We start from the raw sequence: 21,896 nt of genomic DNA, 5'->3' as shown, positions 1-21,896 counted from the left end.
AATAAAACCTGACAAAGCTAAGAGATGGAAATCAAGATGGGATAAGTGTGCAACAAGGGGCTGCGAGTGTACAGCCCCTATCTAGGTAATGCTCTGCAGGATTAATCCCAGCTGAGGATCACTTTACCCGATTGGCCCGAGCCCATAGCGTCGAAACCTTGTTGGAAATCATCAATCTTGAAGTGGTGAGTGATGATAGGTGAAATATCTAAGCCTGATTGGATAAGACTGGCCATCTTGTACCAAGTTTCGAACATTTCACGGCCGTAGATGCCTTTAATGACCAAACCTTTGAAGATCACTTTGCTCCAGTCGATGGCCATTTCACCACTTGGAATACCGAGCATAGCGACTTTGCCGCCGTGGTTCATGGTATCTAACATGGCGTGGAAGGCCGATGGTACGCCAGACATTTCTAATCCAACGTCGAAACCTTCGGTCATGCCCAGTTCTTTCATCACGTCTTTTAGGTTTTCTTTTGACACGTTCACAGCGCGCGTGGCGCCCATTTTACGGGCCAGTTCTAAGCGGTATTCGTTGACGTCGGTGATCACCACATGGCGAGCACCTACGTGACGACATACTGCTGCCGCCATTATGCCGATGGGACCTGCGCCTGTGATCAACACGTCTTCACCGACTAAATCGAAGGATAATGCTGTGTGCACAGCGTTACCAAAGGGGTCAAAGATTGAGGCTAAATCATCGCTGATATCATCAGGGATTTTAAAGGCGTTAAAGGCGGGGATAACTAAGTATTCTGCAAATGAACCTTCACGATTGACACCCACGCCAGAGGTGTTACGGCATAAATGGGTGCGGCCTGCGCGGCAGTTACGGCAGTGGCCACAGGTAATATGACCTTCGCCAGACACGCGGTCTCCAATCTTAAAACCACGAACTTCTTGGCCGATATCAACCACTTCGCCGACATATTCATGACCAACAACCATAGGGACTGGAATGGTTTTTTGTGACCATTCGTCCCAGTTGTAGATGTGCATGTCGGTGCCACAAATCGCCGTTTTTTTAATTTTGATCAGCAGATCGTTGTGGCCCATCACTGGCTTAGGCGCATCGACTAACCAAATACCTTTTTCGGCTTTTAACTTGCTTAGTGCTTTCATTGTCTTAAGTCCTAAATAATGCCCATTTCTTTGGCAATACGGGTAAAGGCGGCGATCGCTTTGTCGAGTTGCTCACGGGTATGTGCCGCTGACATTTGCGTACGGATACGGGCTTGTCCCTTAGGAACGACTGGGAACGAGAAGCCAATAACATAAATATGTTCTGCTAATAAGCGGTTAGCAAAGTCGCCCGCCAGTTTCGCATCACCAATCATCACAGGGATAATCGCGTGGTCGGCGCCGCCCAAAGTAAAGCCTGCTGCTGACATTTGCTCACGGAAATAACGGCTGTTTTCCCATACGGCTTCGCGCAGGGCTTGGCCTGATTTGAGCATTTCTAACACATGGATAGATGCAGTCACGATTGACGGCGCTAATGAGTTAGAGAACAGGTAAGGACGTGAACGCTGACGTAACCAGTCGATGACTTCTTTTTTACCCGAAGTGAAACCACCCGATGCGCCGCCTAAGGCTTTGCCTAAGGTGCCAGTGATGATGTCGACTCTGTCCATCACATTGCAATATTCGTGGGTGCCACGGCCGTTTGCGCCAATAAAGCCTACCGCGTGAGAGTCATCGACCATCACTAGTGCGCCGTATTTATCGGCTAAATCACATACGCCTTGTAGGTTAGCAATCACGCCGTCCATCGAGAATACGCCATCGGTGGCGATCAAGATGTTACGGGCGCCTGCTTCTTTCGCGGCGATCAGCTGAGTTTCTAAATCGGCCATGTCGTTGTTGGCATAGCGGAAACGCTTTGCTTTACATAAACGTACACCGTCGATGATAGAAGCATGGTTTAACGCATCAGAAATGATGGCGTCTTCTGCATCTAACAAGGTTTCGAATAGACCTGCGTTCGCATCAAAACATGAAGAGTAAAGAATAGTGTCTTCAGTGCCGAGGAATTCGCTCAGGCTAGCTTCTAGCTTTTTATGTATGTCTTGGGTACCGCAAATAAAACGTACTGATGCCATACCAAAGCCGTGGCTGTCTAAACCCTGTTGGGCGGCTTTGATTAGCTCGGGGTGATTCGCTAGGCCTAGGTAATTATTCGCGCAAAAGTTAACAACTTCTTGGTGATTAACTTGAATGGCAGTCTGTTGTGGTGAGGCAATAACACGCTCGCTTTTATATAAGCCTTCGGCTTTGATGTCTGCAAGCTGTTGATTAATCTGTGCGTAGAATGAGGTAGAGGCCACCTGATATCTCCTTAGTTAACTTTATTCTGATTTTGGGAGTGGCGGCATTCTAACTCTAAACCTAATCGGCCTACAGCCTTTTTTTCATGCAGGTTCGCAAGATAAACTAGTTTAGGGCTAAAGTGGTTTTTACATTATAAAAACTAATGTGCAACATAAGTTTGCCACTGTTTGACTGAGTATTCTTTTAAGCGTTGTAGAGCGAAAACGGGTTCGCACTCAGTACTATAATTGCTTTGAGTTTAGTTCCGAATGCGAGTTCCCAACATAGGTGTTTGGGATGACGTTATAGAGATTCTTGACTCGCTAGCGCGTGGTAATGTTGCTCTAGGCGAGTAAAAGTCGCAACGGAAGTCGGGGTTGCATAGGCTTTGAAAATCATCAGCACCCTTAAAACGCCTTCATAAAGTGTCGCTTTAGTAATGGTGGACGTGCTGGATTGTGTGAGTTGATAACCAATCCAAAAGCTGACGATCATCTTAATGGTATCCGCCAGTGGCGTGATTTTGTCAGCATCGACACACAGAAATCCATCTTGTGTGAGTTTATGCAGCACATGGCTTGAACGCGTTAAGACTTGCTGCTGTGCGTGCAAATAGCGTTTTTTTAGTTCTTCATCGCGGGCGAGAATATCCGCAAGATTGGCGTACATAAAACGGAATTGCCACAAGGTATAGAACATAGCATCGAAGTAGCCGATTAACAGTTCTACATCCACTTGCTTATCTTCATAGGGTTGGAAACCCGATTCGAGATGATTCTCATATAGACTGAAAATACAGCGGATAATGTCTTCTTTATTGCGAAAATGGTAATAAAGATTCCCGGGACTCATATTTAAGTGAGCAGCAATGTGATTGGTGGTGATGTTTCTTTCGCCATGCTCGTTGAACAGTTCAAGACTGGCATAGATTATTTTGTCGCGGGTTTTCATAAGTTATCCAAATTGCTAGTGAACGCCACATAATTGATCAAAGAAAGCTAACCAACGACCGCCGAACTGCTGGTAAATTATCCCTAATTTGGTGCATATGCTAACATTGCCACTATTCATCAGGCAAAACTCATAAGCACGTTTTTAATGAATCGTTTTCTCTATTCCACGATCTTATATTTATTATTCCCTTTGCTAATCGTCTATTTAGCATTTCGTGCTATTAAAAGCCCTGATTACTGCGGTCGTTGGGGGGAACGTTTTGGATTAACCCGGCTTAAATCGACGGATTTACTGATCCATTCTGTGTCTATGGGTGAAACGCTTGCGGCAATCCCATTGATCCGTTTGATTATGCAATCACACCCTGAATTAAGCATTACGGTTACTACAACCAGCCCAACAGGATCTGCGCAGGTGCGTAAAGCCTTTGGTGACTCAGTGCAACATTGTTATTTACCCTTTGACTTACCTTGGTGTGTGGAGCGTTTCTTGCGCCAAGTCTCACCTAAATCTTGCATCATTATGGAAACCGAACTGTGGCCTAATTTGGTTGCTTTAGCGGCCAAGCGAGGTGTGCGCTTGATGTTGGCCAATGCACGTCTGTCGGCCAAGTCGGCGGCGCAATATGCTAAGCGCCCTAAACTCAGTCGACCTATGTTGCAACGACTCGATGTTATTGCGGTGCAGACTCAAGTGGAAGCGCAGCGTTTTATCGAGTTAGGTGTATCGCCGGACAGAGTGACAGTATGCGGTAGCTTGAAGTTTGATCTCAGTATTACGCCTGAGCGTTTAGCCAATGCCAAGCTGTTGCGTCAGACTTGGGGACGTAAAACCTCGCCGATTTGGGTCGCAGGCAGTGTGCATCCTGGAGAATTTGACGCCATGCTCATCGCCCATAGGCAATTATTGGCTCAGTGGCCCGATGCCTTGCTGATTATTGCACCGCGTCATCCTGAGCAGTTTTCTGCCGTTGCTGAGGTTGTTGCCAGTCAAGGTTTTGAATTAATTCGTCGCAGCGGTAATCTTCCTGTGACGGCCACGACTCAAGTGCTGGTCGGCGATACCATGGGTGAACTTCTGACTTTTTATGGCGCGGCGGACCAAGCCTTTGTCGGTGGCACGCTGATCAATAATGGTGGCCATAATCCCTTGGAGCCTGTTGCTATGGGCGTACCTGTTATGGTGGGGCCGAACCATTGGGACTTTGCCCAGATTACGCAGATGTTGGCGGATGCTGGTGGGTTAAGGGTTGTCACTTCGTCGGATGAACTGGCGGCTAACTTGATTGCCTATTTTGCGAAACCTGAATTGCGCCAGCTGGCAGCAAACGCGGGATTGGCAGTGGTTGAGGCAAATCGCGGTGCCTTGCAACGACAATTTCTTCTCGCGCAATCATTAATCAATTAATTCAACAAGATAATTTATTTAGTGGTTCAGGCGCTTTGCATCGCCGCTTGATAGCCCAGCAGCAGTGATGACCAGTTATCGGCAGTGAAGGCAAGACTTGGCAGTTTGCCTTGTTCTTTATTAAAGGAGCGTAACAGTCTGTCTAGATTCGATTGTTGCCATTGCGGGCTCGGTATTTTTAACTCACCGCGGTCGAAATCGATAAGATAAAAGCGCTCTGGCGTTATGGGTGCAGTTTGCGCAGGCTGAAACAGAATGTTTTTGGCATTGAGATCGGCGTGGTACACACCGCGCAGGTGGAATTGGGCGATAGTTGCTCCCAACGCCTGCCATTGCTCTGTGCTCATGACCCCTTTGCCGAGTTTAGCGACTAAATCTTCGGCGCCTTCGACCCGTTCGATAATGATATCGGCGCGGTAAAATAATCCATCGCGTACTATGTTGGCGGCAATCGGCTTAGGTACGGCAAAATCTTCGTGATACAAAATGTTTAATAAGTGTAACTCACCCATGGCGCGGGTATTTTCGAGGCCAGTATAAACGTAAGCGTCTTTGCTGAATTTCTCCATTAAGCCGCCACGCCAATAATGCCGCAATACCCAATGACTGCGCTCAAATGCCACAAACCAAGTGGTGTAGCGGCCTTTTGATGAACCGACGACAGCATTTTTAGCCCGCCAAAAATCCACCGAGAACCACGCGGGATCGATATCTGTTGGCGTATTTTGGCAAACTGCCATGTGACCTTGGGCGGTTTTTATGAGCTGTATCTGAGCATTCATGGGAGATTTGTTGACTTAAGCGTGGCACCTAGGGCCATTCTACATTAAGATCCTTAGCTTGCGCCAAATAACCTTAAGAGCTTTTAGCTTCAATCCCAATGAGTTTAAATCCCAATACCATGAATTCCCTTTGTTTGCTGCGCTTATCCGCTATCGGTGACGTCTGTCATGCCGTGGCAATGGTGCAGGCGATTCAGCGGCAATACCCCGAGCTCAAAATCACATGGGTGATCGGTAAACTCGAATATCAATTGTTGAAGCATTTACCCGGCATTGAGTTTGTTATTTTCGATAAATCTCAAGGATGGCGCAGCTATTTTAATTTGCGTAAGGCCTTAAAAGGCCGACGTTTTGACGTGCTGCTGCATATGCAGGTTGCGCTACGTGCTACCTTCGCTTCATTAGCCATTTCGGCAAAGGTGCGCATAGGCTTCGATCGTGCCCGCGCCAAAGAAGGTCAGTGGCTAGTGACAAATCATAGGGTGGAGCCCTTGGCCAAGCCCCATGTGCTCGAAGGATTTATGGGATTCGCTAAGGCGATTGGCGTTAACGATCTCACTCCTCAATGGCATATTCCTGTGCCAATTGCGGATACTGAATTTGCCCAGACGCAGATTAAAGATAATGAAAAAGTCTTTATCATTTGCGCTGCAGCCAGTAAGGCAGAACGTAACTGGTTGCCCGAGCGTTATGCCGCCGTTGCGAGCCATGCGATTGCGAAAGGATTTAGAGTCATGCTGTGCGGTGGTCCAACGCAGCTTGAGAAGGATTTAGCAGAGCAAATTTTGCAGGCTTGCCCTTCTAAAATCGATAATTTAGTGGGCAAAACCAGTCTGACTCAACTCTTAACACTGCTAAAACGCGCCAGTTTAGTGTTAGCGCCAGATACCGGTCCTGCGCATATGGCGGTGACCCAAGGCACGCCAGTCATTGGTTTATATGCCCATTCCAATCCTGGGCGCACAGGTCCTTATCTATCTCAGCAATATGTGGTGAGTGCCTATGATGAGGCCATGAGGTTGCAGCATAGTGGACAAATTACGTGGGGAACTCGCGCTAAAGGCGAGCATTTGATGTCTTTGATCAGTGTTGAAGCTGTGATTGAGAAGTTTGAGCTGGTGGCGCATGACACTAAAGCTTCAGAATAAATTTATTTGGATTAAAGGTTAATTATGGCTCCTCAAAAAGCCCCTAAGTTCTTGTTTATCCCAGTCTCATCGGCTGAGGGCATAGGTGAGTATATGCGCTCAATGATCATTGCCGATGAGGTGAAGAGAACTTGGCCGAATGCCGAGATTAAGTTTATTTTGAGTCAACAAGCTCCCTATGCGACTCAATGCCCTTATCCTGCTGAGCTACTCGAAGATACGCCGACTAAACAAGTCAAGGCGGTTAACCAAATCATGTCAGATTTTCTGCCAGATATAGTATTGTTCGACGCATCGGGTCGTAAATCGCAGTTAGTCCATGCCCATAAACTCGGTGCAAAGGTAATCTTTCTTAGTCAGCATAAGCGTAAGCGTAGCCGTGGAATGAAAATTGGACGCGCTTTAGTGACGGATTGTCATTGGGTTGTGCAACCAGAATTTGTGATTGGCCCTATTAGTTGGTTAGATCGCCTTAAGCTGAAGCTAATTAATAGACCTGAGCCTTTGAATATTGGTCCTGTCTTTACCCAGCCAGATACAATTACCCAATCGGCATTATTAGCGCAATATCAGCTAACGCAAAATGAGTTTGTATTATTCAATGCGGGTTCTGGTGGTCACAGGGTGAATGGTGAACTAGCCGCTGATATTTTTGCTAAGGCTGCTCACGATTGTTTCATTGAATTTGGTATTACTAGTGTGATGGTGTTTGGGCCTAATTATCCGAAATCATTACCTAATCTGACAGGCATTATTTTGATATCGCAATTAGATAATCAAAAGTTTATTAATCTTCTTGCTGCTTCTAAGGCTGTAGTATTGGGCGGCGGAGATACGCTTTTGCAAGCTATTGCACTGCATAAAGCAATACTAGCAGTACCCATTTCAAAAGATCAGTCTAGTAGAATTGCTGCTTGCATATTAAAAAAGTTAGTTATGGCGTGTGCGGCTGAATCGAGAGTAATACAAGATGCGGTTAAAGCGCTGATAAAAAAAGTAGAGAACAATGATGGGTATGAGTTGCAATGTAAGTCTAGTGATTTGAATGGTTTAAATGTAGCAATTCGTGAAATTGACAATGTATATGATCGTTTAGGAGATAAATCATGCGAATAGCCATTGCCATTGATAGTTTAGCGGGTGGCGGAGCCGAAAAGGTCATGATTACCTTAGCCAAGCAATTTATTCGCTTAGGGCATGAGCCGCATTTTTTAGTCATGGAAGATAATCGCTATTATGAAATCCCTGAGGACTTACCCATTCATCAATGTTTTGCCCCTAAGGATAAAGATTTCGACCATTTTGGGCGATTGAATGCTTCGGTTAACAAACTCAGCGCAAAAATCGCGGAAATTGAATCTCAAGTGGGCAAGTTTGATTTGTTTTTATCAAACTTAGATAAAACCAATTTGATGATGACCAAAACCGGTGTTTCACCGCTTTATGTCATAGTCCATTCTTCTGTAGAAGAAGAGTTGAGCCGCCAATTTAAACTGGGACCGTTTGCTTATTTCAAGAAGCTAAAATCCAAAAAATCGCTCAATGGCCAGCATTTGATTACTGTCTCAAATGGCATAGCAAAGGAGATTAAAGATAAAGGTCGTTTGCATCCAGCATCTATGCAAACTATCTATAATCCATTTGAATTTAACGAAATCACATCTCAATCACAGCAAGATAATCCGCAAATCCCTCAGGGAGATTATCTTATTCATGTCGGTCGTTTTGCTAAGCAAAAGCGCCATGATGTGTTGTTTGAAGCCCTCAAGCTCACGCAAAATCAACTTCCTGTCGTGCTCTTGTGCCATAACCACAAAAAAGCGATAAAAGCAGCGAAAAAGTTTGGTATTGAAAAGCGATTAATTATTCCCGGTTTTCAAAGTAATCCTTTTCCATGGATTAAGCAGGCTAAGGCATTAGTGCTCAGCTCTGATTTTGAAGGTTTACCGACAGTCTTGATTGAATCTTTAGCTTGTGGGACTCCTGTTGTGAGCACTGATTGCCCACATGGACCCAGTGAAATTTTAACGGGGAATTTAGTGCCTTATCTCGTGCCGCGTCGTGATCCCAAAGCGTTAGCTAAAATGATAGACAAGGTTGTTAGCTTGCCACCATCCCTCGAGCAGGTTGAGATTTTGGCCAAAGTCGATGCGACCTTAATTGCCGAACAATATTTAGCGTTGGCAAAATAATTTATTCGTTTGTGTTTTAGGAGCATGCTTGTGGAAGAAGCCAAACAAGCCAAAAGACGTTATTTATTTTACATAGCGCAAAACTATTCCTATGCGATGTTAAGGCCACTTCAACAAGTCATTTTGGAAAGAGGTGATGAGGTTAGCTGGTTCTTAGAGGGAAATGAGGTCGATCCTAAGTTTTTAAAAACCGATGAACTGCGCTTGCAGAGCATCGATGCTGTGAAAGCGTGGAAACCAGATGCGGTATTCGTCCCTGGGAACGTTGTCCCTCGTTTTATTCCTGGGGTTAAAGTGGGCGTATTCCATGGATTTAATGCGGGTAAAATGAATCATAAGGGCCGAGAAGATCACTTCGAAATCAGAGATTGTTTTGATTTGTATTGTACCCAAGGCCCTGCGACGACTCTGCCCTTTCTGAAACTAGAGAAAAAGTTTGGTACTTTTACTGTAGTTGAAACGGGATGGCCTGCGCTCGACCCCCTATTTCTTGAGAATAAAGATAATCCCTATATCAAAGCTGATGACCCAAGGCCAGTAGTACTCTTTTGTTCAACATTTTCCCCAAGTTTGACCTGCGCACCTGTGGTATTTGAGCAGATTAAAGCCCTGTCGCAAAAGAGCCAATGGCGCTGGCTCGTGCAATTTCATCCAAAGATGAACCCTAAAATTGTTGAGCAGTACAAGGCTTTAGAAAACGAGAATTTACAGTTTGTTGAAACTGATAATGTGATCCCTTTGCTGCAGGCGGGGGATGTGATGTTGTGTGACACTTCATCGATTCTGTTGATGTTTTTAATGCAGCGAAAACCAGTGGTTACCTTTAAAAATCAGTCACCGAAAGATCATTTAATCGATATCAGTCGGGTTGAGGATATTGAATCTGCATTAACGCGAGCACTGAGTCGTCCTGATGATTTGATGGCGCACATCCATGATTATTGCAATCAAATTCACCCTATGGGCGATGGTCAATCTAGCCAGCGAGTTTTAGCCGCAACAGATGCTTTGATTGATAAAGGCACTGATTGGCTAAAACCTAAACCATTGAACTTGTTGCGCCATTTTAAGATGCGGCGCAAGCTAGGTTATTGGAAGTTCTTGAGCTAAACACTTGGATTCAGTGTTTTCTAACGTTGATATTTTTGAGCTCAAATTCCGATGTTCATCATAAGTACAGAATATTTTCTGTTATTATATGATATTCTAAATGTGGGGGGTATTTTTATAGTATTTGATTGTCTAGTCTGTCGTTGAAACAAAAGTATATTAGGATGTTAAATAAAAATGGCAGTAACAAAAATGCAACCTATAATATCTATTGTTATTCCTGTCTATAAGGTTGAGAGGTTTTTGGCAAGGTGTTTGGATAGTGTGTTAGCTCAAACATATAGTGATTTTGAGATTATTTGTGTCAATGATGGTTCGCCAGATAATTGTGGCGTTATTTTAGCTGAGTATGAAAAAAATGATAATAGGATAAAAGTAATAAACCAAGTTAATCAAGGCTTGTCTGTTGCACGTAATACTGGTTTGGATTTTGCTAGAGGTAATTATATATGTTTTGTCGATTCTGATGATGCCATACAGCCGCAAACATTAGAAATAGCTCTCTTTTGGGCTGAAAAAAAACAAGCTGATTTAGTCGTATGGCAAAGTGTTTACTCTGATGGTTTTGAGAAGCCAGATAAATTATTTGATATTGAAAAAATAGATGTGATTATAGTGAATGAGCCATTATATCATAAGAATAAGCGGCCTAATAAAATAGGTTCTGTTGTATGGAATAAACTTTATAAGAAAGAGCTGGTTGAAGATGAGCGTTTTATTCCTGGAGTGCATTATGAAGATATTTCATACAGCTTTTCTATTATGGAAAAACGTCCAAAAACGGTAGTCATTCCAGCTGAATTATATTTGTATACAAAGTTTGAAGAGTCAATAACACAGCAGAGGCCCACTTTAAAACTTATTAAAGACTATCATATAGCAATAAATTCAATCTATAACTCTTATAAAAAAAATATGATTAGCAAAGAATTAAAGCATATAAGACACAATTTACTGCGGCCTCTTTTAAGTAATCAATTTAAAAAGTGTAAGCAAGCAGATCAAGACCAGAGAGTTGTTATGTTACAAGCTTTTGCTGAAGAGTTAAGAGATCTAGATGCTAAAGGTTTATTAACATGGCGTGGGCATCGTATTTATCTGTACATAGCGTATAAAAAGCTAATGAAAACAGTTTAGCTACAATAAAATCAATCTTAATAGCTGTCGTATAGTAGTTCACGGCACTCATGCAGTTTCTACAAGTAGTATTGAGTTTGTATCGTGATCTAAGTATTGCAATATAAGGCTCTGCTACCCGATTGTGGTAACGCTTTACACTGCAAAGTTTTTGGCAAAATGTAGTACTATTAGGATCAGTTATTTAGTTAGCTTCAAGTCTACATTGGTATTGGTTTTTCTAGTCTCATGACTTTAATAACGTGATTTTTAGGCTGAAATGTATAAGTAATGCCCCCCTAAAATTCACAATACCACTACACACAACTACGATTCCTTTAATACCAAAGTTTTTCGCGATTCATAGTCCTATACAAACGTTAAGTTCGTGGCTTTTTGTTCTCTTTTTATATGCATTTCAGGTTCGTTAGGAAGTAATCGTTTGGTTTAATCCTTACCCAATTTAATATACTGTAGAGCAATACTTTGACTATCTACGGCTTTAAGAATAGCAAGGTCTTCAAGCGATGGAGGCGATGCCAGACATTCCAGAGCCTTTTGTGCCAACAATGCAGGTTGGCGAACGGGAACCAAATATTTAGCTAAATGTCCGGTAAGGATTTCATTCGGGCCGTGAGGGCAGTCAGTGCTTACGACGGGGGTGCCACAGGCCAATGACTCAATGACTACCGTTGGCAAGCCTTCAAAATCTGAGCTCAGTAGCATTAATTCTGCGTTGGCAATCCAAGCATAGGGATTATGTTGAAAACCGGGTGTGATAATTCGGTGCTCAACACCGTATTTTTTGGCTAATTTACGCGCTTTATTTGGTCGATTACAGAGAAGCACGAGTTTAGGTGCTGTCGGCATATCCCTCAATGCTTTGAAGAGAATGTCATGGCGCTTTTGACGAGTGACTCTACCCACATGGATCATATAAGGCTCATTTGGAATTTCGGCGATAACTTCTTGAGTCTTAATTTTTATTTCTTCTAAGCGAAAAGGGTTGTAGATGGTTTGCACGCTCTGGGGTTTTAACCAAGAAGTGGCTCTGAGTTCGTCGGCAATACCATTTGAGACTGTGATGATTTTTTTGCCGATCAGGGCCTTGGCTTTTTTCCATCTGCGCCAGAAGTGTACTGGACCGCGTTTTAACTCCATCAATAACTCTTGTTTTAACGCACAATGACAGAAGTAGTAGCAAGGATCGAAATGACAGCCGGAAACAACAACATCGCAGTCAGTTGAATTACTTAGAAAGAGTGAAAACTTGCCCGTTTTTTCGGCGGCGCTCACTTTAGCTTTGAGTTGTTGTATCTGCTCCTGTAGCGAAGGTTTTTGACCCGCTTCAAACAGATAATGAATGGTCACATTTTGCGGAGGTATAAAATCGCCTTCCTTGTGAAACACAAACAAATGCACATCTTGTCCTGCTTCCTGTAACACTTCTGCCTGCGACAAAGCGACTTTCACTGTGCCGTTGGAGAAAAAGTTATGGCAAAAAATCGCGATTTTCTTCATATATGCTCTTCTGCGTGTCTTCAAACGTCGTTTTTAAACCTAACACTGCTCAGTGTATATCGTTAAATAGGGGAGCAACATTGTATGTGGTCGGTTTTAATTTCGTGCAACATTATACCTGTTCGTGCCTTTACATGGGCTTAATCAATAGCGTTCTTGCTTATTTTTAAGCTTTTTATCGGTATTTAAAGCCGTTTTTGCTGCGATTATTCACTCGCTTGGCTAAAACGAGTAGACTGGCGAGCAATGATTTTTGGCATCCATGTGAGTTGAGTCAGCAAAGTGCATACTAGAGCAATTTACCCTGGAACTTTCGATCCTATCACCAATGGACATGCCGACTTGATTGAGCGTGCGGCTAAACTGTTTAAACATGTGGTGATTGGCATTGCGGCTAATCCTTCCAAGCAGCCTAGATTCACCCTTGAAGAGCGAGTTGAATTGGTCAATCGGGTAACTGCTCATTTGGATAATGTCGAGGTGGTGGGGTTTTCGGGGTTGCTAGTGGATTTTGCCAAGGAGCAAAAGGCCAGTGTACTTGTGCGTGGGTTACGCGCGGTATCCGACTTTGAATATGAATTCCAATTAGCAAATATGAATCGCAGATTGAGCCCTGATCTGGAAAGCGTATTTTTAACGCCTGCCGAGGAAAACTCATTTATCTCTTCAACCTTAGTAAAGGAAGTCGCTTTGCATGGTGGCAATGTGAGCCAGTTTGTTCACCCTGAAGTAACGGCTGCATTGGCGGCAAAGCTTAAGTTGGTTAAACCTTAGATTTTACCTGCGAACTAGATAGTTTTTACGTAGGAGTTTTGTGTTAACTTTGAGGCATTGTTGCCTTGTGATGATACTTAAAAGGATGTTATGAAGGCTTTTTTTTCCCCCACGATCCTTGCTACTAGCATTGCCTCTGGCCTGTTTTTTTCTTCAATGCTTGCTGCTGCACCTTGGGTCGATGCCTCTGATATTTATCTTAGAGCTGACATTCAAGCACTTGCTGATGCGGGTGTGATCACTGTGCCTGTGAATACCTACCCCTTAATGTGGGCTGGTATTGGTGCTGATCTAGCGAAGGTTGAGCCAGAAAAACTGAGCCCAAGTTTAGTTCAGTCTTTCGCAAGGGTTAATTTTTACTATAGTAGCGCAATTGGAAATCGTGGAAATACCAGCGTTAAAGTAACCGCCGGTACAGATGCCGCACGGTTTCAGCATTTTGGTTCAGACTACCGTGAGCAAGGTGAATTAAATATTTCCCATGAATACGTTGGAGAACGTTTTGCCTTTAAAGCTTCTGGAAGCGCCAATTATGATGCTACTGAAGACCAATTTCGTTTAGATAACTCTTATGTATCAATGATTATTGATAACTGGATTATTACGGCAGGGACTCTTGAGCAGTGGTGGGGACCAGGGTTTGACTCTTCGTTGCATAAGTCGAATAACGCGAGGCCAATGCCTTCAGTGATGCTAAGTCGTAATAATGCTGCAGCGTTTGAAACGCCGTGGTTCTCTTGGATCGGTCCTTGGACCTTAACCGCCGGCTTTAGTCTATTTGAAGACAATCGTGCTGTTGCCAATGCAGCATTATGGAATTTTAGATCGAGTATTAGGCCAATAAAATCGGTTGAAATGGGCGTTTCTTGGACAACACAGTTCTGTGGTGAAGGACAGGATTGCGGTGTTAAAAGCTTTTTTAAAGCGATAACTGGTGGCACTGAATGTGCGGATGGAAGTGCAACATGCGATCCGGCCTCCAATACTAAAATTGGTAATCAATTAGCTGGGTTTGATATCCGATATGCGGATACTTGGTTTAAGGTGCCTGTCGGGCTTTATCTTGAACGAACCTGTGAAGATTCTAGTGGATCTAATCCATGGGATTTAGCTGATTGCGCGTACTTATTTGGCGCTGATACGCGTTTTGAATTTACAGATCAACAATATAAGTTATTTTTTGAATATACCGATACTGTGGTTGCATGCGGTCTTGATCCTAATGAATTTAATTGTTTTTATGAGCATTCAACTTACTTGAGTGGTTCTCGATATTATAATCGAGCCCTAGGCTCAACTTATGATAGTGACGCTAAAGTATATGTCGCAGGTCTTGTGGGTCAGTTTAGTAACAGCCGTGGTTTTACTTCTTTATTGCGTTACGCCCAGCTGAATAATGATGGTTCAAATGTGGGCAATATTTGGGCGCCGCAACCACCGAAGGAAGATTTGTTGATGTTTGAGTTTTCATACCGCATGCCACTGTGGCAAGGTATGTTAAATGTGGGGGGAACTGTATCGAGATCGGAATTTGATGCTCAAGAAAATGATACCAATGCCACGCTCTTTAGCCGTTTTGAGTATCGCTTCTAATATTCATTATTAAAGCAAAGGCCTGTATTCTTGCAGGCCTTTTTGTTTGGCTTTTTGGGCGAAAAATTATTTGTTATAGAACTGGCGATACCAGTCCACAAATTGCGTGACTTCGTATAGTTAATGGCGCGAAGGAGATTGCTTGTGTCTGCCCATGTTGAATGGATATCCCCCAACGGTATTTGCAGTAAGTACTTCTTAACGTTAATGTCTAAGGCATCTTTTGATCTAACCCATACACAGACGAATATGGGGTATACACTAGATGCTCAATCTTATGCTGACTACATCGTGAGATGCCCGACTAATATACTATCAGTATAGGCTAAACTGTCGAGTGAGTAATTCCTCTTCGCTTAAGTACCAGATGAATAATATGTTGGAATACATGCTGTAAAAAAGCATAGCAATACCTTCTCTATAGGCGAGATCGAGTTTAATAAAATGGAAATTATCTAAATGTTTGTAATGGATTTAAACGAGCATATTTGAGATTGCCTTCCTAATAATCATTGAGATTATCAATGACTATTAGGAGATGGCCGAGCAAAGGTGCTCCCGACTTTGGCTACAATTAAACCTACTGTACTTGTAACTAAGTATTTCATGTAAAACTTGGATTATCAGATTAATTAAAGCTTACTAATCATGGTGAAATAGATCGCGGGTATAAACTTTATCTGCAACGTCATTGAGTTCATCGATCATACGGTTTGATACGATCACATCACACAGAGATTTAAACTCATTTAAGTCTCTAATAACTCGAGATCTGAAAAAAAAATCTTCTTTTAGTACAGGCTCATATACGACAACTTCTATACCTTTTGCTTTAATGCGCTTCATCACGCCTTGCACGGCTGATGCACGGAAATTGTCTGAGTCTGACTTCATTATCAAACGATGAATCCCAACACATTTGGGTTGCTTACGGATAATAGCATCGGCGATAAAGTCTTTTCGTGTGGTGTTAGAATCAACAATGGCACTGATTAAGTTGTTTGGCACATCATTATAATTTGCCAGTAATTGCTTCGTGTCTTTCGGAAGGCAATAGCCGCCATAGCCAAAAGAAGGATTGTTGTAATAATCACCAATACGTGGATCTAGGCTAACGCCTTCAATAATCTGTCGAGTATTTAATCCTCGACTCTCTGCATAGGTATCGAGCTCGTTAAAGTAGGCGACCCGCATGGCGAGAAATGTATTAGCAAATAACTTAATCGCTTCGGCTTCAGTGCTATCTGTCAGCAAAATAGGAATATCTTGCTTGATGGCAGCATCAGCTAAGAGTTCGGCAAAAACTTTGGCTCGGTGTGAGCGTTCTCCTACAATAATCCTCGAGGGATAAAGGTTGTCATATAAGGCTTTCCCCTCACGTAAAAACTCAGGGGAAAACAGTATGTTGTCGTTATTGAACTTTTGCCTTAAAGCCGCTGTATAACCAACTGGGACAGTTGATTTTATTATGATAGTTGTATCTGGATTGGCGGCAAGTACATCACTAATGACGTTTTCTACAGAATGGGTATTAAAATAATTTGTTTGGGGATCATAGTCTGTTGGGGTCGCAATAACCACAAAGTCAGCCGATTGAAAGGCTGTTTTTTCTGTTGTGGCGGTTAAATTAAGCGGCTTATTTTGTAGAAAATCTTCGATTAATTGATCTACAACTGTCGATTTACGTTCATTAACTAGTTTGACGCGTTCAGGAACTAAATCAATTGCAGTAACTTGGTTTTGCTGCGCCAATAGGACGGCATTTGATAGGCCCACATAGCCCATTCCAACAACAACAATATTCATAATATGGCTCGGATGTCATATATATACGCCTAGATAACATAACATAAATTCATCGAAAAAGACTTAATTCTGTGAAAACAACGGTTCAAAAACCAAGTGTTATTTATTCTCTTGTAATTAGCTTACAATTCAAAGTTAGCATTCTATTTAAGTTATAATCTCCGTTTATCCCAATTTTTATTTTGCAATAATTATGTGATACCGTATTTGTGATCATTAAGTTGTGATGCGTCGAATTGATTTCTATTGCAACCCCCGTTAAAGATGAAATATTGACCGATAAAAGAGATATGTCAAACCTTTGAAGAATTAACTGAGTTTGAAATCCTTGTTGTCGATGATAGCTGCCAAGATGATGCCTTTGGTGAACTCATACTCACCGCTGTTGAAAAAACAATATAATGCTAAGGCGATTCGCCATGAGTACAGCACTGGGCAAAGTACTATCATTTCGACGGGTGTTTTTGCATGCCCGTAAACAGTTTTTCTTTGTTAAAATGTGGACTTTTCTGTCTTAGGCAGGGGGGATTAGCATATAGGGTACTCTTTGCTTGATGAAATACGCACTCCAAGCATACAGGGAGGTGATTTGTGAGTGCCGAGTTAAAGCTGTTTAAAGAGCGATTTATTTTGTTCTCGTCTATGATTGTGGCGCGCTTTAGTTCTTTGGCTCTAGTTGAAAAGTATGAACACCATGCAGCAGAAAAATAAACTGGGGTTAACTATAAGTGCTGAGCTAAGTTGTTTCGATATCAAAGGCGACATGAGCATGGCGATTGCCCATCGTGATGAGTGGATTTTGTTATCGGCCACTGAGCTAAAGCCGCACTGCGAAAAGCCTGAACGCGAATATCGTTGCTTTACCAGATCATCTGGGGCGTTGGTTAAAATCGTAACCAATATAAAGAATAAAATGCCTGTAATTGCAGGCATTTTTGCGAATGTTAGTTAGTGGCACTTAGCGTGTTTGGCAAATGCCACAAAATACTGTGGTGCGTTGGCCTAAACGGATTTCACTCAGCAAGTTACCGCAGCTTGTGCAGGTTTCACCGCCGCGATCGTAGACATGCAGTTTTTGGGCGAAGTAGCCCGGCTTGCCATCGGCATTGGTGAAGTCTTTCAGCGTGGTTCCACCCTGTTTAATGGCATGGGCTAAGATTTGCTTCACTTCGGCAACTAAAACGGTCAAACGCTCTATATCTATTTTACCTGCTTCGGCCTCTGGATGAATGCCCGCCGCAAACAGGGCTTCATTGGCGTAAATGTTGCCCACTCCCACTACGATATGATTATCCATCAGACAGAGTTTGATCGCTTTTTTCTTGCCCGTTAAAGCTGCTGCTAATTGTTTGACATTAAAAGCATTAGTCAGTGGCTCTGGCCCCAGTTTGGCAAGTAATGGATGCGCTTCTTCTGGGAGTTCACACCATAGCCAAGCACCGAATCGTCTTGGATCGTTAAAACGTAAAATGCGGCCGTTGGCGAGCACTAAGTCGATATGGTCATGCTTTTCCACTGGGGTATCGTGGGGCAAAATCCGTAAACTCCCCGACATGCCTAAATGCACTATGCTAGTGCCCGCATCAGTGTCGATTAACAGATACTTAGCACGGCGTCGCACTTGGCGTATAACTTGACCGATAATCTGTTTGGCGATGTCAGGCACAGGCCAGCGCAAAGAGCCATTGCGGATCACAAGATCTATTACGGTTTGCTCGACAAGGTAGGGGGCAATACCCTGACGGGTGACTTCAACTTCTGGTAATTCCGGCATGGATTCTTTCTTATCTTAAGTAAAATTGGGTGACATTAAGTTGCGGGTTTCGCATCGAGGATCGGTTGCAGTTTAGCTCTTAAACTCGGTGGTACTAAATACCAATTACCTGCGGGAGACTTTAAGGCGCCTTCATTGGGAAAATAGATCCACAGTTGAGCATCGCGGATATCTGCAATCTGGATGACTAATTCTTGTGGATTATCTGTGGTTTCTGGCGCGGCGGTTAAGGGGGATACCCGTATGGTTTGCCACGCCTTTGCCCATTCATCACAGTTGAGGACTTTAGTGTCGCACTCCCATTGTGATGCTTGCTTGTGCAGCCATAACCCGTCGAGTTGCAGCTGTGAAAGCGGTGCATTATCGTCAAACAGTCGCTGAGCATCACTCGGAACATTATTGGTATTGTTATCCATAAAAGTCAGCACGGCGACCATAAAGGCGCAGGCGACTATGATGATGTTATTCCATTGCTTACGAGTTAATGCCATAGAAATGTGTAACGCTAAGTATGGGGTGATGCTTCGAGTTTATCACGGCCAAATTGAGATGCTAGCCCTTAAGCGATGGAGTGGTGATGCTTAACCGCCAGTGGCGTTCATAAAGCGTAGGATTTGTACCTCATTATTGCCAAAGTCGTGTTGCTTAGGCTTGAGATTAATTCCCGCGAGAATAGCGACTTTTAATCTTTCAATATCAGCCGGAAATTCCCGGACTATGCTTTTGAGATCAACGGCATGTTCATTGCCTAAACACAGCAATAATTGGCCTTCGACTGTGACGCGCACGCGATTACATTCGTGGCAGAAGTTGTGGCTGTGGGGCGAGATAAAGCCGATATGGATTGGGCTGTCAGCCATAGTGTAATAACGTGCTGGGCCGCCGGTACGTTTGTTGGAAAGCTGTAGCGGATAGTGACTATTGATGATGGCTTTTACTTCATCGCTGCTGCAATGACGGGCGCGTTTCCGCTCATCCATTTCGCCAAGTGGCATTTCTTCGATAAAGGCGATGTCTAAGTTACGGCCACGGCAGAAATCAACTAAATCAATAACTTCATTATCGTTCTGCTGTTTTAAAATCACCGCATTAATCTTGATACGTTCAAATCCCGCCGCAATAGCCGCATCAATACCATCTATGACTCTGTCTAATTTGCCGTTACGCGTTAGCTGAGTAAACAGTGTGGGGTTTAAGGTATCTAGGCTGATATTGAGGCGCTTTAATCCTGCATCAAACATGGGTTTAGCGAATTTTGTCAGCCTTGAACCATTAGTGGTCATGGATAAATCCGTCAGCCCAGGCAGTTTGCCAAGCAGACCCACTAGCTGGTCGCAATCGGTGCGAACTAAGGGCTCACCGCCGGTCAGGCGAATTTTAGTCACACCAAGCTCGGTAAAGGCTTGGGCAATCCAAGCTAATTCTTCGAGGTGGAGTACGTGGTCCTTTGGCAGAAAACAGGGATCTTCCGTCATGCAATAAACACAGCGAAAGTCGCAGCGGTCGGTGACCGAGAGCCGTAAATATTCGACCTTACGGCCAAAGGAATCCACAATTAGACTCATAAAAACTCACTGGATCCTAAAGCAGATCCGCAAAGGGTTGAATAAATACAGTTTCACCTGCATTCACGGCTTCTGCATCATCCCCTATGATGATGAGGCAATTCCCTTTAACCATTGAACTTAACATCCCAGAACCTTGGTTGCCCGTGCTACTCACGTGCAGACGTCCATCTTTACCAAGCTGATAAATCCCGCGAATAAATTCGGTGCGGCCTTGACGGCTTCGTAGAGTTTCATCACTTATTGCAGGGAATAGCTGCGCTTGCCAGTTCACTTCACCTGCTAATTTTCGTAAAGCGGGCTGTACAAATTGCAGGAAGGACACCATGACTGCGACTGGGTTGCCAGGTAGCCCGAAGAATAAGCTGTCATTCACTTTACCAAAGGCGAGTGGCCGACCCGGACGCATGCTAATCCGCCAGAAATCAATTTTTCCGAGGCGTGCAAGCACGGTTTTGATGTAGTCCGCATCGCCGACAGACACACCACCAGAGCTAATGACGACATCGGCAAGGTTGGCGGCTTTAGCGAGAGTTGCTTCAAGGGCTGCTTCAGAATCTTCGATAATGCCTAAATCGATAACGTCACAACCGAGACGTTTTGCCATCGCTTTGATGGTAAAGCGGTTTGAGTCATAAATGCAGTTAGCTTTGAGTACTTCGCCGGGCTGGCTCACTTCATCGCCGGTAGAGAATACTGCAACAGTTGGGCGGCGATATACACTCAGGTGATTGAGTCCAAGTGAGGCCAGTAAACCTTGTTCGGCGGCGCTTAGGCGAGTGGCTTTTGCGAGTGCGACTTGGCCTTGAGCAATATCTTCTCCAGCGAGGCGAACGTGTTGGCCAGAAAGAATGCGGCCTTCAAAGCTAACAATGCCATCGACTTCCTTGGCAAGCTCTCGGGGCTGCACTGTATCAGCACCTGCAGGCACTGTTGCGCCCGTCATGATACGCACGGTTTCGCCGACTTTAAGCGTGGCCGAATATTGATGACCGGCAAGAACCTCTCCCACCAATTTTAAGGTGGTAGGCATGGGGTCTTGATAGACAAAGGCGTAGCCATCCATCGCCGAATTGGTTTGTTGTGGCACGTTGACGGGAGAAATGCTGTCGCTGGCTAGTACGCGGTTATCTAAGGCATCTAACTCAATGTCTTCAATCTCTGCCACAGGTGATACATGGGATAAAATCTGCGCTAAACCTTGGCTGACGGTAAGGTTTTTGTTGTCGCCTATGGCGCAGGTATCCACGGCCGAAATGGGGTATTGGAGTGGCGCTTCCCAGTTTTGGGCGTACTCCATCACAAAATCGGCAATCTGGCTGACATTGTTGAGATCGAGACGGCGCAGCTCATTCGGGAGTGCGTCGTTTGGCAACTGAGTGTCATCGCAACAGGCGATGGCGAGGATATTCTCATCTTGGGTGTAGATAAAAGGTTTGCCGTGGGCGGCGCGGTGCAATTCAATTTTAGGTAATGCGAGCTTTTTAAAGCCTTCGACGAGGACGATATCGACTTTGTCGGCTTCGATTTGCTTGAGTAAATGGACTAACTCAGGATCGCCATCGCGCGCATCTTCTGTCATCAGCGCCCAGCGTACATGGGAGGCGACCAGCATTTGTCGCGCACCCGCTTTACGCATTTCGTAACTGTCTTTGCCGGGAATATCTACGTCGAAATTATGGTGGGCATGTTTGATTACGGCTAAGCGCAGGCCACGTTGATTTAATTCGGGGATCAATTGCTTGAGTAAGGTGGTTTTCCCCGTGCCACTGTAGGCACAAAATCCGAGAACGGGAATAGCGAGCGGATTGACGAAGGGGTTACTCATTTGCACCTCTA

19 protein-coding genes and 1 pseudogene are annotated in these 21,896 nt (G+C 44.0%); 10 read left to right on the top strand and 10 right to left on the bottom strand.

The annotated features are described in order from the left end of the window. Positions 1 to 101: 101 nt before the first annotated feature. The 3 genes from tdh to L5M49_RS19675 form a co-directional block, all read right to left on the bottom strand. Positions 102 to 1,127 carry an L-threonine 3-dehydrogenase gene (tdh, locus tag L5M49_RS19685; protein WP_012090660.1) on the bottom strand — a complete coding sequence of 342 codons (1,026 nt, stop codon included), beginning with the start codon at positions 1,125 to 1,127 and terminating at the stop codon, positions 102 to 104. Between the two features lie 11 nt (positions 1,128 to 1,138). Next, on the bottom strand, positions 1,139 to 2,332 hold the full coding sequence (locus L5M49_RS19680) for a glycine C-acetyltransferase (RefSeq protein ID WP_263148614.1): 1,194 nt from the start codon (positions 2,330 to 2,332) through the stop codon (positions 1,139 to 1,141). Between the two features lie 286 nt (positions 2,333 to 2,618). Next, positions 2,619 to 3,266 carry a TetR/AcrR family transcriptional regulator gene (locus L5M49_RS19675; RefSeq protein WP_113940155.1) on the bottom strand — a complete coding sequence of 216 codons (648 nt, stop codon included), beginning with the start codon at positions 3,264 to 3,266 and terminating at the stop codon, positions 2,619 to 2,621. A gap of 147 nt (positions 3,267 to 3,413) precedes the next feature. Here L5M49_RS19675 and waaA point away from each other — a divergent pair, with 147 nt between their 5' ends. Then, complete coding sequence (waaA, locus tag L5M49_RS19670) at positions 3,414 to 4,676, top strand: lipid IV(A) 3-deoxy-D-manno-octulosonic acid transferase (protein ID WP_263208567.1); 1,263 nt, start codon at positions 3,414 to 3,416, stop codon at positions 4,674 to 4,676. A gap of 26 nt (positions 4,677 to 4,702) precedes the next feature. Here waaA and L5M49_RS19665 read toward each other — a convergent pair whose 3' ends face one another. Further along, positions 4,703 to 5,458, bottom strand: coding sequence for a 3-deoxy-D-manno-octulosonic acid kinase (locus L5M49_RS19665; RefSeq protein WP_263208565.1), 756 nt, complete (start codon positions 5,456 to 5,458; stop codon positions 4,703 to 4,705). A 98-nt stretch (positions 5,459 to 5,556) separates the two neighbouring features. On the opposite strand from L5M49_RS19665, the gene L5M49_RS19660 reads away from it, so the two are divergent. From L5M49_RS19660 to L5M49_RS19640, 5 genes are all read left to right on the top strand, one after another. Continuing rightward, positions 5,557 to 6,606: a glycosyltransferase family 9 protein gene (locus L5M49_RS19660; RefSeq protein ID WP_263266697.1), complete on the top strand. Its 1,050-nt coding sequence runs from the start codon at positions 5,557 to 5,559 to the stop codon at positions 6,604 to 6,606. Between the two features lie 24 nt (positions 6,607 to 6,630). Then, the gene (locus L5M49_RS19655) at positions 6,631 to 7,722 is read left to right on the top strand and encodes a glycosyltransferase family protein (protein ID WP_263266696.1); all 1,092 of its coding nucleotides are present in this window, start codon (positions 6,631 to 6,633) and stop codon (positions 7,720 to 7,722) included. After that, a complete protein-coding gene (locus L5M49_RS19650) occupies positions 7,713 to 8,798 on the top strand; it encodes a glycosyltransferase (RefSeq protein ID WP_263208560.1) in 1,086 nt (361 codons plus the stop codon). The genes L5M49_RS19655 and L5M49_RS19650 overlap by 10 nt, the downstream gene beginning before the upstream one ends. A gap of 24 nt (positions 8,799 to 8,822) precedes the next feature. After that, positions 8,823 to 9,908, top strand: a complete 1,086-nt coding sequence (locus L5M49_RS19645) for a CDP-glycerol glycerophosphotransferase family protein (RefSeq protein WP_411569115.1) — start codon at positions 8,823 to 8,825, stop codon at positions 9,906 to 9,908. A 177-nt stretch (positions 9,909 to 10,085) separates the two neighbouring features. After that, complete coding sequence (locus L5M49_RS19640) at positions 10,086 to 11,045, top strand: glycosyltransferase family 2 protein (RefSeq protein WP_263266695.1); 960 nt, start codon at positions 10,086 to 10,088, stop codon at positions 11,043 to 11,045. A gap of 426 nt (positions 11,046 to 11,471) precedes the next feature. Here L5M49_RS19640 and L5M49_RS19635 read toward each other — a convergent pair whose 3' ends face one another. Continuing rightward, positions 11,472 to 12,545: a glycosyltransferase gene (locus L5M49_RS19635; protein WP_263176817.1), complete on the bottom strand. Its 1,074-nt coding sequence runs from the start codon at positions 12,543 to 12,545 to the stop codon at positions 11,472 to 11,474. Between the two features lie 282 nt (positions 12,546 to 12,827). Between L5M49_RS19635 and coaD the strand changes: the two genes are divergently transcribed. After that, positions 12,828 to 13,319 carry a pantetheine-phosphate adenylyltransferase gene (gene coaD / locus L5M49_RS19630; RefSeq protein ID WP_263208556.1) on the top strand — a complete coding sequence of 164 codons (492 nt, stop codon included), beginning with the start codon at positions 12,828 to 12,830 and terminating at the stop codon, positions 13,317 to 13,319. Between the two features lie 90 nt (positions 13,320 to 13,409). Beyond that, positions 13,410 to 14,912 (top strand): capsule assembly Wzi family protein, encoded by a 1,503-nt coding sequence (locus L5M49_RS19625; RefSeq protein ID WP_263208553.1) that lies wholly within the window; start codon positions 13,410 to 13,412, stop codon positions 14,910 to 14,912. 642 nt (positions 14,913 to 15,554) lie between these two features. Here the strand turns inward: L5M49_RS19625 and L5M49_RS19620 are convergent. Beyond that, positions 15,555 to 16,718, bottom strand: a complete 1,164-nt coding sequence (locus L5M49_RS19620) for a nucleotide sugar dehydrogenase (protein ID WP_263266694.1) — start codon at positions 16,716 to 16,718, stop codon at positions 15,555 to 15,557. Positions 16,719 to 16,954: 236 nt separating this feature from the next. Between L5M49_RS19620 and L5M49_RS19615 the strand changes: the two are divergent. Together L5M49_RS19615 and L5M49_RS19610 are read left to right on the top strand one after the other, a co-directional pair. Then, positions 16,955 to 17,181: pseudogene (locus L5M49_RS19615) on the top strand (dolichol-phosphate mannosyltransferase); the annotation flags it as partial. Between the two features lie 231 nt (positions 17,182 to 17,412). Next, positions 17,413 to 17,670, top strand: a complete 258-nt coding sequence (locus tag L5M49_RS19610; RefSeq protein WP_263266693.1) for a hypothetical protein — start codon at positions 17,413 to 17,415, stop codon at positions 17,668 to 17,670. Between the two features lie 6 nt (positions 17,671 to 17,676). Here L5M49_RS19610 and mutM read toward each other — a convergent pair whose 3' ends face one another. The 4 genes from mutM to L5M49_RS19590 form a co-directional block, all read right to left on the bottom strand. Continuing rightward, positions 17,677 to 18,492, bottom strand: coding sequence for a bifunctional DNA-formamidopyrimidine glycosylase/DNA-(apurinic or apyrimidinic site) lyase (mutM, locus tag L5M49_RS19605; RefSeq protein ID WP_263266692.1), 816 nt, complete (start codon positions 18,490 to 18,492; stop codon positions 17,677 to 17,679). A 35-nt stretch (positions 18,493 to 18,527) separates the two neighbouring features. Continuing rightward, complete coding sequence (locus L5M49_RS19600; protein WP_011787488.1) at positions 18,528 to 18,983, bottom strand: hypothetical protein; 456 nt, start codon at positions 18,981 to 18,983, stop codon at positions 18,528 to 18,530. 90 nt (positions 18,984 to 19,073) lie between these two features. Continuing rightward, complete coding sequence (gene moaA / locus L5M49_RS19595) at positions 19,074 to 20,057, bottom strand: GTP 3',8-cyclase MoaA (RefSeq protein ID WP_011787489.1); 984 nt, start codon at positions 20,055 to 20,057, stop codon at positions 19,074 to 19,076. A gap of 16 nt (positions 20,058 to 20,073) precedes the next feature. Then, positions 20,074 to 21,885 (bottom strand): bifunctional molybdopterin-guanine dinucleotide biosynthesis adaptor protein MobB/molybdopterin molybdotransferase MoeA, encoded by a 1,812-nt coding sequence (locus L5M49_RS19590; protein WP_263266691.1) that lies wholly within the window; start codon positions 21,883 to 21,885, stop codon positions 20,074 to 20,076. Between the last annotated feature and the right edge of the window lie 11 nt (positions 21,886 to 21,896).

This window comes from Shewanella sp. SM74, assembly GCF_025653725.1.
GTDB lineage: Bacteria > Pseudomonadota > Gammaproteobacteria > Enterobacterales > Shewanellaceae > Shewanella > Shewanella oncorhynchi.
This window is presented reverse-complemented; position numbering and strand designations above follow the sequence as displayed.